Source organism: uncultured Rhodospira sp. (assembly GCF_937138205.1).
Lineage (GTDB): Bacteria > Pseudomonadota > Alphaproteobacteria > Rhodospirillales > Rhodospirillaceae > Rhodospira.
In genome coordinates this window covers 18,554-29,075 of the sequence record NZ_CAKZOT010000100.1, presented here as the reverse complement: position 1 = coordinate 29,075, position 10,522 = coordinate 18,554, and the positions used below count along the sequence as shown (strand labels likewise).

At 68.7% G+C, this 10,522-nt stretch carries 8 protein-coding genes; 2 read left to right on the top strand and 6 right to left on the bottom strand.

Annotation, left to right across the window (positions count from 1 at the left end; genetic code table 11):
• Window positions 1–92: 92 nt before the first annotated feature.
• From Q0309_RS14380 to Q0309_RS14355, 6 genes are all read right to left on the bottom strand, one after another.
• Window positions 93–629, bottom strand: a complete 537-nt coding sequence (locus tag Q0309_RS14380; protein ID WP_299442522.1) for a DUF2478 domain-containing protein — start codon at window positions 627–629, stop codon at window positions 93–95.
• Window positions 626–1,576 (bottom strand): P-loop NTPase, encoded by a 951-nt coding sequence (locus Q0309_RS14375; protein WP_299442519.1) that lies wholly within the window; start codon window positions 1,574–1,576, stop codon window positions 626–628. Before Q0309_RS14375 ends, Q0309_RS14380 begins: the two co-directional genes overlap by 4 nt.
• 4 nt (window positions 1,577–1,580) lie before the next feature.
• Window positions 1,581–2,378, bottom strand: a complete 798-nt coding sequence (locus Q0309_RS14370; protein WP_299442516.1) for an ethylbenzene dehydrogenase-related protein — start codon at window positions 2,376–2,378, stop codon at window positions 1,581–1,583.
• The gene (locus Q0309_RS14365; protein WP_299442513.1) at window positions 2,375–3,151 is read right to left on the bottom strand and encodes a molecular chaperone TorD family protein; all 777 of its coding nucleotides are present in this window, start codon (window positions 3,149–3,151) and stop codon (window positions 2,375–2,377) included. The genes Q0309_RS14370 and Q0309_RS14365 overlap by 4 nt, the downstream gene beginning before the upstream one ends.
• Window positions 3,152–3,154: 3 nt before the next feature.
• Entirely contained in the window at window positions 3,155–4,135 is a 981-nt protein-coding gene (locus Q0309_RS14360) for a 4Fe-4S dicluster domain-containing protein (protein WP_299442510.1), read from the bottom strand.
• Window positions 4,136–4,201: 66 nt separating this feature from the next.
• Window positions 4,202–6,937 (bottom strand): molybdopterin-dependent oxidoreductase, encoded by a 2,736-nt coding sequence (locus Q0309_RS14355; RefSeq protein ID WP_299442507.1) that lies wholly within the window; start codon window positions 6,935–6,937, stop codon window positions 4,202–4,204.
• Between the two features lie 243 nt (window positions 6,938–7,180).
• Between Q0309_RS14355 and Q0309_RS14350 the strand changes: the two genes are divergently transcribed.
• A complete protein-coding gene (locus tag Q0309_RS14350; protein WP_299442504.1) occupies window positions 7,181–9,592 on the top strand; it encodes an ATP-binding protein in 2,412 nt (803 codons plus the stop codon).
• Entirely contained in the window at window positions 9,589–10,332 is a 744-nt protein-coding gene (locus Q0309_RS14345) for a response regulator transcription factor (protein ID WP_299442501.1), read from the top strand. Before Q0309_RS14350 ends, Q0309_RS14345 begins: the two co-directional genes overlap by 4 nt.
• Window positions 10,333–10,522: the final 190 nt, after the last annotated feature.

Sequence of the window (10,522 nt, the reverse complement as noted above, 5' to 3'; positions counted from 1 at the left end):
AGGCGATTTCCGGACCTACTCTCGCGGCGTTGTTCATGATCTCTCAGAGCATCAACCCGCGTTGCGCGGGACCGCCTCCGCCTCCGGGACCGTCAGGCCGGGGCGGGAACGGGCTGTCCGCGCGTCGCCGCCACCGCCCAGGTCCGCAGGGCGTGGCGATCGGCGGGCAGGCGGGTCTCGATGCCGCCGGCGAACGACAGGAACGCGTCCAGGTTCAGGCCGTTGACCCCCAGCAGCACCGGGATCCCCAGGCACAGCGCCTCGCCGATCAGATGGCGGAATCCATGGCCCTCGGCCTCGTGCTTGCCGAACTTGTTGAGGATCAGGATGTCCGGCCGCCGGACCAAGCGCCCGGCCACCGCGACCACGGCCGCCTCCAGCGCGTCGGCGTCGAGGCGACAGCCCCGGGCATGGGCGCCGCGCCATTGCGAGATGCGGACCACCGGGCCGTCGGGCAGCACGCGGACGTCCATGTCGCACACCGTGCTGTCCGTTCGTTCGGTGTTGTGCTGGACCACGCCGGCGACACGCGCCCCGTCCCGCTGGAGATCGACGGCGACGGCGGCGAGCAGGCGGTCGGCCGCGCCCCGGGTCTCGTTCAGCACATATCCGAGGGTCGGGGCGCTCATCGGGCACCACCGGCGACGGCCGCCGGATCGTCCGTCGCCCATCCGGCCACGGTCTCGATCAGCGGTGCGAAGGCCCGGGCCACGGCGCAGTCGGGTTGGTCCAGCACCGCCGGCCGGCCGCTGTCGGACCCGACCGCCAGGTCCGGCGCGAGGGGAATGGCGGCGATCTTGCCGATGCCCTCGGCTGCCAGAGCGGCGTCCAGGCCAGCGTCGGGAAAGACATGGAACGATCCGGAACAGTGCGGACAGACCACGCCGGCCATGTTCTCCACAGCGCCGATGACGGGCAGGTCACGCTCGGCGCAGACGCGCGCGGCTTTCAGGCTGTCCATCTGCGCCACGGCCTGGGGCGTGGTCACCAGCACGGCGGCGGCGGGCGGGCCACCATCGTCCAGCACATCGCACAGGGTGATCATCTCGTTGCCGGTGCCCGGCGGCATGTCCACCACCAGCGCATCCAGGTCCCCCCAGTCGAAGCTGCCCAGAAGGTGGTGGATGAAGTCGTGCTTGTACGAGTCACGCCAGACGATGGGCGCGGCATCGTCCTCCGTCAGGAAGGCCAGCGACCCGACGCGCACCGGATGGGGGATGCCGTCCGCCTGAAAGGCCCGTGTCTGCAGCCCGGCGGCGGACAGCCGAACCCGCGCCCCGACCAAGCCGAAAAAACGGCTCTGGTTGGGGCCGTGGATGTCGGCGTCGGCCACGCCGACGCGCAGGCCGCGTGCCGCCAGCCCGGCGGCGAGGTTGGCGGAGACGGTGCTCTTGCCCACGCCGCCCTTGTTAGACAGCACGACCACGACCTGTCCCACCCGGGACAGCCGCGCCCGCACCAGCGCGCGGTCGTGGCCCGCTTTGTCCAGGGGGCAGGACTGCTGGATGGGACAGAACGAACAGGCGTGATCGCGCCCGCACACCGACATCATGGGGGTGTCCTGTGTCCGCGCCATGGCCTCAGTCCGCGCCCAGGTCGAGCCGGATCCAGCCGGTCGAGGTATCCTTCAGGCCGTCGCGCTCGGCGGCACTGCCCTGCCACACGGCGAAGGCCACGGGCACCGGCCCGTCCCGGTCGAACGTCACCTGATGGGGGCCGTTCGGCTCCAGCGGTCGCGACATGACGACGGTCCATTCGTTGGGATCGTCGGTGTGCTCGACATACATCGACTGACCGGTGACCGGCTGTTCGTCCAGCATGGTCAGGCTGCGCGCGCCGCCGGCGGCCAGGTTCTCGAAGGCGTCGGTATCGGCGCGCCAGTACCAGATGTTCACCGGCTCATCCGGGCCGCTGCCCATGATGTACGATGTCGTGTCATCGCCCAGCGAGAACTGGACCGCGACGCCATCCCGGAAGCGATCCCGCAGGGTGACGGTGTCGTGTGTGTCATCACGCCAGCGCAGGCGGACGTAGAAGCGGTCGGAGGTGCGGGCCGGGGTGAAGTACAGGGCCTGGCCCTCGTCCGCGTAGTTGATCCGCAGGCCGACGGATTCATGGACCACCGGCGCGGGCGCGACATGGACCCGGTACTCGGGCAGGCGCTCCCAGATGACATCGTCCGGGTCGTTGGTCGAACGCAGATACACGTCGTCGGGGATGCGCCCCACGGGAATCGTCTCGTAGGGCAGCACCCGAATGACATTGGGCTCGGCGATGATGACGTCGTCATCGGCGGCGGCCATGGCCGAGGCCGGGATCAGCGCCGGCCCGGCGGACAGCAGGGTCAGGACGCCCAGCATGGTGGCGGCGTGAGTCATGGGGCCTCTCCTGTCTCGCGGGAGTCTTGTTCGCGGGGGTCTTGTTCGCGGGAGTCGGGGGCGGTTTCGCTCTCCGGGTCGCGGAACGGGCCGACGGCGCGTTCCAGGTCGGTGACGCGGCGGCGGGCCTGGGACGCCAGCGCCGGAATCAGAGCCGCCAGCGTCGGGTCGAGGTCGTGGTCGGAGCGCTCGCGCAACTGGACGGCGACCGTCGCCAGCGTGGGCCCCAGGAACCGGCACAGCACATCACGCTGCGCACGCCGAGCGGGGGCCGCGTCGCGGTTGTGCTCCAGGGCACCGGCCTCCAGGTGGCAGAGCACGGCCATGAACTCCATCAGGCTGGCCGCGTGGTCCGGTTCATCGCGCCGTCCCTCATCCCCGGTCGCGGCCCGCAGCCCGAAATGCCGGTAGAACGCGCTCAGGTTCAGCATGAAGACCGGCCGGGACAGCCCGTCCAGCACGGCCTGATGCTCGCCCGCCATCAGCGAGGCCACGGGGCGCCCGTTGCGGCCGTGCAGGAAGGCGCTGATGTAGCCGGCCTCGAACGCGGTGAAGTCGCCCGTCTCGCCGGCGGCCGTCGGGGCCTCGTCGCCGGTGGCGCGCATCCAGGCGTCGTCCAGCGCCTCCCGGTACGCGCCGGAGACCAGCGCGGCATGGAATTCCGGCACCGGATAGCCCAGCGCCAGCGCCGACAGGCGCCACAGCGTTTCCCACGCCCGCGCCCGCGACGGGCTGTCCGCGACGGCGGGCGGTTCGGTTGTCAGGATCGGCATGGCTCACCCCACCTTGAACATGTCGTCGCGGCGATACCCGATCAGGGTATCCATCAGCTCGCTGGCGCCGCCCTCGGCCTTCTTGCGGCGCTCGGCCACCAGCGTGCCCAACGCCTCCGAGACACCCGGGCCGAACAGCTTTTCCAGGTAGGCGAGCGGAATCCGGTCCTCGCCCGTGGGCTTGCCGTCGGCACCGATCTTGGGCGGCGACAGCGGCGGCACGTAAAACACGTTGGGCTTGGTGCCCCGGTCGGGATACAGCGGCAGCGCCACCTTGTACTTGTCGACGAGGGTGTGAACGGGGCCGGCCTCGTCGTCTCGATAGCCGATGAAGCGGATGCGGCCGGAACACTGGCTGGCGCAGACCGTGGGCAGGCCCTTCTCAACGCGCGGATAGCAGAAGATGCACTTTTCGGCCGTGTTCGTCTGCTCGTTGAAGTACACCTTTTTGTAGGGGCAGGCGCTGACGCAGTAGCGATAGCCGCGGCACCGCTTCTGGTCCACCAGGACGATGCCGTCTTCCTGCCGCTTGTAGATGGCATTGCGCGAACAGGCCGCGAGACAGGCGGGGTTCTCGCAGTGATTACACAAGCGCGGCAAGTAGAAATAGTACGTGTTCGGGTATTCGCCCTCGCCCTGGTCCTCGTCCCAGTTCGCCCCCCAGGTGGGTTTGACGTGGGGACGCAGCCACGGGTCCGCGCCGGCCATCAGCGCTTCCTCGTAGTTGTAGTCCCATGGGATGCCGTAGTCCTCGGCGCCGGGCTCCTTGCCGATCTTCAGCTTCCCGTCCGCGTCGAACCCGCCGCCCATGTCGGCGAAGTTCCTCGGATAGCCGGTGCCGGGCTTGGTCTCGACATTGTTCCAGTACATGTACTCCCGGCCGTTCCGGTTGGTCCACTGCAGCTTGCAACCGGACGAGCAGGTATGGCAGCCGATGCACTTGTTCAGGTCCAGCACCATGCTGATCTGGCGTTTCACGGCCATGTGTTGGGTCCTCCCTGGATGCCCTGGGCGTCTGCGTTATCGGGGATGTCGGATCGCGCCGGGCGGCTATGCCACCGGCTCGACATCGACGCCGCTTTCGTGCGCGAGCTGGTTCGCGTTCCATTTGAACAGCTTGAAGCCCAGGTGACCCCAGCCGCCGGCCAGCTCCAGCGGTTGCAGCAGGCTGGCCATGGCGTTGTTCATGGGCTTGACGTGGTCGTACTGGTGCGGCTCCCAGCCGTGTTCCATCATCAGCGAGGTCTCCGGCAGGCTGGGATAGAACTTGGCCTGGGCGAAGAACTCGCCGGCGCTGTTGAACACCCGCACCTTGGCGCCGTCGGCGATGCCCCGGGCGGCGGCCAGGGCCGGATTGATGTAGATGTTTGGCTCGCCCCGCTGCAGGCGCATCATCCACTTGTTCGACCGCCAGTTGGAGTGGATGCCCCAACGGGTATGCGGCGAATAGAACGACAGTGGATAGCCGGTGGCGTCGCGGCCGGCATGATGGCGCGCCGTCGGCACGGTGGCGCCCAGGCGAACGAAGGTGGGGTGGTCGCAGAAGAAGGTCATGCGCCCGGTCAGGGTCTCGTAGGGCTTCTTGTCCTCGGTCTGGGCGACGAACGGGTTGTAGGGCTCGGTTTCGGGAATCGGCTGGTTCTTCCCGCCCTCGGCCGTCAGCACGAAGAAGCCGCGCTCCACGCCCTCGTCCAGGGTGGCGCCGCCGAGTTCGGGGCTGTTCTCCACCAGCCACTTGGTGGCGTCGTGGTCGGTCATCAGTTGACCGCCCAGGGTGAAGTCGTCGTGGATGGTGTGCAGGTCGCGGGACACGTCCCCATCCTGGAAGCCGGTCACGCCCCGCTCAATGGCCCGTTCCTGGATCTTGCGGGTCAGCAGGGCCATGATGTCCCAGTCCGGCAGGGCCTCGCCGATGGGCTCGACCGGCCGCGAGAAGACATTCATGAAGCGGTGGAAGCCCACGGTGCGCAGGTCCCAGGCCTCGTAGTGGCTGGCCGCCGGGAGCAGGTAGTCCGCCCACTGCGCGGTAGAGTCCATGCGCACGTTGATGTCCACGAACAGCGCCTCGACCTCCTTGAGGATGCGCTCGCGGTACTTGTCAGCGAACTTGTTGCGGCGGAACTTGTTGTCGGCGATGGAGATCAGGCCCTTCATGTCGCCGTGGTACGGCATCCAGCCCTGGCCGATGCTCTCGTCGATCATCTCCTGCAGGTCGTCGAGATCGAAGCCCACCCGTGCCTTGAGCTTGTCGTTGTCGAAGTACTTGCGCGCGTGTTCCATCATGTGGCCGCGCTGGAACTCGCCCAGCCCGCCCGGCTCGAGGCGCGGGAACTTCTTGAAGCCGAACAGCGCCAGTTCCAGCCACTTGGGCTGGTTCCAGTCGATCCACGACGTATCAATGCCGCCGGTGCGGCCGCCGTGGCCGGTCAGCGCCAACATCAGCGACTGCGCCCACGCCGTGTAGATGCCGTTGGAATAGCGGCCGATGTTGAAGCCGTGCATCAGCACGACCTTGCGCGCCTTGGCGAGGCGGCGTGCCTCCTCGCGCACCAGGGCGGCGCTGATGCCGGTTTCGGCCTCGGTGTCATCGGGCGCGAAGCGGGCGGCCTCGGCGCGGACCTTCTCGAACACCGTGGTGACGGGGATCCCCTCGACCTCGAACGTGCCCTCAAGCGCCGGGTCCACGCCGTCGAGCGCCAGGGTCTTGTCCTCCGACCCCATGGAGCCGCGCATGGGCACGGCGGCGTTGCTGTTCAGGTCCCAGTGATAGAAGACCTGATCGGAACCACCGTCCTTCAGGTCCGCCTCGCGCAGCAGCTTGCCGGTGTCCGCGCGCACCAGCGCCGGCAGATCGGTCTGCTCCTTCATGAAGGTGGGCTGGGTCAGGCCTTCCTCGACGATGACATTGACGAAGGACATGGCCAGGAACGGGTCGCTGCCCTGGCGGATGGGCAGCCACACGTCGGCGTGGATGGACGACGGGTTGTAGTCCGGCGCCACCGAGACCACGTGGGCGCCGTTGTACTTGGCCTCCCAGATGAAATGGGCGTCGGGGATGCGGGTGGCGTTCGGGTTGAACAGCGACATCATGATGTAGTCGGCGTCGAACCACGCATCCGACGTGAAGCTTTCCAGCGGATTGCCATAGGCGAGATGGGCGCCGGTGTTCAGGTCGCCGACATCGGTGAAGATGTCGAGCTGCACGCCCCCCACCAGCGACGAAAACCGGTACGGTGCCGCGAAGCGCACCATGGACAGGTTGCCCGACCCGGTGTGGGTCATCAGCTTGCCGGGGCCGTGCTCGACGAAAATGTCGATGACCTTGTCGGCGATCTCCTCGGTGATCTCATCCCAGGACAAACGCTGCCACTTGCCCGCGCCGCGCGCGCCGACGCGCTTGAGCGGATAGCGCAGGCGGTCGCCCTCGTACATCGCGGACGAGTGAATCGCCCCCTTCTGACAGCCGCGCGGATTGGCGTCCGGCACGTTGGGGTTGATCAGAGGATACTGGCCGAGCTGCTCCTCGCGCAGCACGATGCCGTCCTTGACGTAGACGTTGAAGGCGCAGTTGCCCACGCAGTTGATGCAGTGGGCCGCCTTGCCGATCATGTCCCAGGTGAACTCGCGCCGGTACAGGTCTTCCCAGCCGCGATAGGGATACTCGTCGTTGAGGGTGTCGTCGATCGGCTCCAGTCGGTTCAGGGCCCAGGCCTGGTTGCCCGCCAGGACTCCGGCCCCAACCAGGGTTCCGCCCTTCAGAAAATCGCGTCGCCCGATGCGCTGCATGTCTGTCCTCCCCGTGTCCCGTGCACCGTTCGGGCACAGCCCGCCGATGCCTGATTTTGGGAAGGGACCATACCCAAGATGGGGCCTTTAAAGGCTGCGAAGTTGTTACGGCGTGTAAATGAGAGGTAAACGCAACGACAAGCGGACTTGGCGTCCGGGCCTGGGTTGGTGTAATCGGGAAACGGGACAGCAACGATCCCGCAGTCATAACGGGAGGGGCGGCCGTTTTCGGCCGGCAGGACCATGATGGACCAATCCCAGGCCCAGCCCATGGCGATCCGGGACTCGGGCAATGCCGACAGCGGCCTTGCCGACATCCTGGCGCGGTTCCTGGACGACCGCCAGGAGGTCTTGGTGGACCGCTCCCTCGCCATCGCCAAGACGCACGGCTATGCGCCTCTCGCCACCACCATCCGCGCGGCCTGGGTGGAAGCGGTGCTGACCCTGTCGGAAAGCCTGTGCGCCACCGTGGCCCATGACCAAGCCGGGACCGACGGTGAGGCCCTGGGCGCTCCCGTGGACTATGGGCTTGACCCGCGCTTCGCCCGGTTGCGCGAGGTCGCCCGCCGCCATCGCTCGCGCGGGATCACCGTGCAGATGTTCCTGGGCCTGCTGAAGCACTTCCGGAACGTCTATTGCGGGGTTCTGGCGGACATGCCGGGACCGGACGCGACCCGCGCCGCCGTCATCGACCGTGTGCGCGACTTCTTCGACGGCGCCGAACTGAGCATCGTCGCCGACTGGGCCGTCGCCACCAAGGGCGAGCGGTTGATCGAACTCCAGGCGCGCACCCGGGCGCTGGCGCTCGACAAGGACCGCTACCTCGCCATCTTCGAAAGCCTGCGCTCGCCGGCCTTTCTGTTCGACCGCGCCCGCGCGCTGGTCAACGCCAACCAGGCCGCCGCCGAGTTGTTCCTGGGCGATGCGGAGGCCGGCGATATCGTCTATCTGCGGCACATGCGCCAGCGGAAATCGGTGCTGGAGACGATGCTCGCCCCCCTGATCGACTCGGCGGAAGAGGGAGAACGGAGCGTCTGGCTGGAAACCGTGGAGGGGCCGCGCTGCTTCGACGTGCGCATGAGGCCGCTGCACGACGCCCTGGAGCGGACCACCCTGGGCCATGTGCTGCTGCTGAACGACATCACCGCCCACCGCCGCGCCGTCGAGGACGCGCAGCGGGCGGAACGGCAGATGTCGCGATTCCTGGCCACCATCAGTCACGAGATCCGCACCCCCCTTCACGCCGTGCTTGGCGCCGCCGACCTGCTGCGCACGGCTGAACCGGGCACCCGTCGCACCTACCTGGACGTGATCGAGGGTGCCGGACAGACCCTGTTGCAGACCCTCAACACTGTGCTCGACTACTCCAAACTGGAGGACGGGCCGCCGGTGCCGCGCGTCGTGCCCACCGACATCGCCGCCGCGCTGGCGGCGTTCCGGCGCGTCGTCGTGCCCGTCCGGGCCGGGCAGGCCACCCGGCTGTCGGTGGACATCGCCGACGATGTCCCCGCGTGTCTGTGCCTCGACTGGGCCATGACGCGTCAGGTGCTGTCCAACCTCGTCCACAATGCCATCCGCTTCGACGACGGGCGCGGTGTCGGCGTCCGTGTGTCGGCCCCGGAGGGACCCGACGGCGCCGGTGTGGTTCGCTTCGAGGTCTCCGATCACGGTCCAGGGCTTTCCGAGGAGGACGCCAAGGCCCTGGTCCAGCCCTTCGACGAGACCAACGCCCGCTACACCGGCGCGGGCGGCGCCGGCCTGGGGCTGGCCATCTGCAACCGCCTTCTCGGCGCGATGGGCGGGCGCATCGGCGCCGAGACCGGGGACAGCGGCACCCTGGTCTGGTTCGAACTGCCCTACGGGACGGACAGCGCCGACGACGCCGTGCCCGATCCGCCGCCTCTTGCGGCGCCGGTCGCCCGGGCGGAGGGACAGCGCTGCCTGCTGGTGGACGACGACTGGAACTGCACCGTCATCACCACCCACAACCTGGAGCACCTGGGCTTTGCCGTCGATCACGCCGACAGCGTGGCCGCCGCCCTGACCGCCATCGAGACCGGGGCCTATGACGCCATGGTCGTGGACTACGTGCTGCCCGACGGCAACGGCTCGGCCCTGGTCCGCGCCCTGCGCGAGCGCGGTACGGTGGCCGACGCGCGCATCATCGCCCTGACCGCCAACGTCGAGGTCGTCAACGGGGCCCGGGAAGTCCATGCCCTGTTCGACGCGGTGGTGGCGAAACCCGCCGACCGGGCCACGCTGGGGCAGGCCCTGTTCGGCGCCGACGCGGCCCCGGTCGGCCCGACCGACCCCGCGGCAGAGCGATCCGCGCTCCAGGAACTGTCGCCCGACAGCATCCGCGCCATGGCACAGGCCTTCCAGACGCAATGGCGGGACTTTCGCGCCACTCTCTCCCGCGTCACCGAGGACGACCCGCCGGCCCCCGCAACCATCGCCGATCTGGCCCACCGTCTGGCGGGCAGTTCCGCCCTGCTTGGCCTGCGCGACCTTGAGGAGCCGTTGCGCGACCTGGAGCGCCTCTGCCGGGCCGACGCCGACGCCGGGGACCTGACCGACCTGATCGGGGTCCTGGACCGGGACCCGGCCGACAGTCCGTCGTGGGCCGCCATCGCCGCCGTGGTGGAGGGGCCGTGAGCACCGCCCGCTCGACCTTTGCGTCCGCGCCCGAGGCGATGCCCGGCGATCTGGGCGACGTGCTGTGCGTGGAGGATGACCCGGTGGTTCAGATCGCCCTGGGCGACGTGGTCCGCCGCGCCGGCGCCTGCCAGCACACCGCCGCGTCGGCGCGCGAGGCCGAGGCGCATCTTGAGCACCGCACCTTTGATCTGATTGTGCTCGACCGCCGGCTGCCGGACAGCGACGGGCTGCTGCTGATTCAGACCATAAGGCGGGCCTCGGACTGCCCGGTCATCGTGCTGTCGCGGATGGGCGACACCCAGGACCGCATCCTGGGCCTGGGCCTGGGGGCGACCGAGTACGTCACCAAGCCGTTCAGCCCGGCGGACCTGAGCAGCCGCATCCGCTTCATGCTGATGGACCGCGCCCGGCAACGCGCCAGTGACCGCTCCCAGCCGATCACGCGCGGACGCCTGTCGTTCCTGCCCCTGTCGCGCCGGCTGACCATCGACGGCGCGGCCGTCTTCCTGCCGCCCGCCGAGGCCCGCCTGCTGCTGGTGTTGCTGGAGAACGAAGGTGAAGTCTTGACGCGGGACGACCTGACCCAGGCCGCCTGCGGCCGCGACTGGAGCCCCGGCGACCGCACCGTGGACGTCCTGATCGCCCGAGTGAGAAAACGCATTCCTCCGAACGTGGCGGAGATCGTGACGGTTCACCGGACGGGATATCTGCTGACCATCGCCCCGAAAGATGGGTGACCGGGCGGGGTTGATCCTGCCCCGTCGGCCGAGTACCGATTGAGACAAGGCCAGCACCATGACCGACCAAGCCACCTCGCCCCGGTTGGAGACCAGTCCTCGCAAGGCCCTGTTGGCAGCCTTTTTTTTGGTGCGGGTCTGGTCCGGGGGCGATGCCGAGGCCGTTGGGGATGTCGTCCCGCATGGGTCC

Bases quoted from the DNA above. Each gene is read 5' to 3' on its own strand.
- Q0309_RS14375 (WP_299442519.1), bottom strand. From the start codon at position 1,576: ATGGCGCGGACACAGGACACCCCCATGATGTCGGTGTGCGGGCGCGAT.
- Q0309_RS14350 (WP_299442504.1), top strand. From the start codon at position 7,181: ATGATGGACCAATCCCAGGCCCAGCCCATGGCGATCCGGGACTCGGGC.
- Q0309_RS14360 (WP_299442510.1), bottom strand. From the start codon at position 4,135: ATGGCCGTGAAACGCCAGATCAGCATGGTGCTGGACCTGAACAAGTGC.
- Q0309_RS14355 (WP_299442507.1), bottom strand. From the start codon at position 6,937: ATGCAGCGCATCGGGCGACGCGATTTTCTGAAGGGCGGAACCCTGGTT.
- Q0309_RS14370 (WP_299442516.1), bottom strand. From the start codon at position 2,378: ATGACTCACGCCGCCACCATGCTGGGCGTCCTGACCCTGCTGTCCGCC.
- Q0309_RS14380 (WP_299442522.1), bottom strand. From the start codon at position 629: ATGAGCGCCCCGACCCTCGGATATGTGCTGAACGAGACCCGGGGCGCG.
- Q0309_RS14365 (WP_299442513.1), bottom strand. From the start codon at position 3,151: ATGCCGATCCTGACAACCGAACCGCCCGCCGTCGCGGACAGCCCGTCG.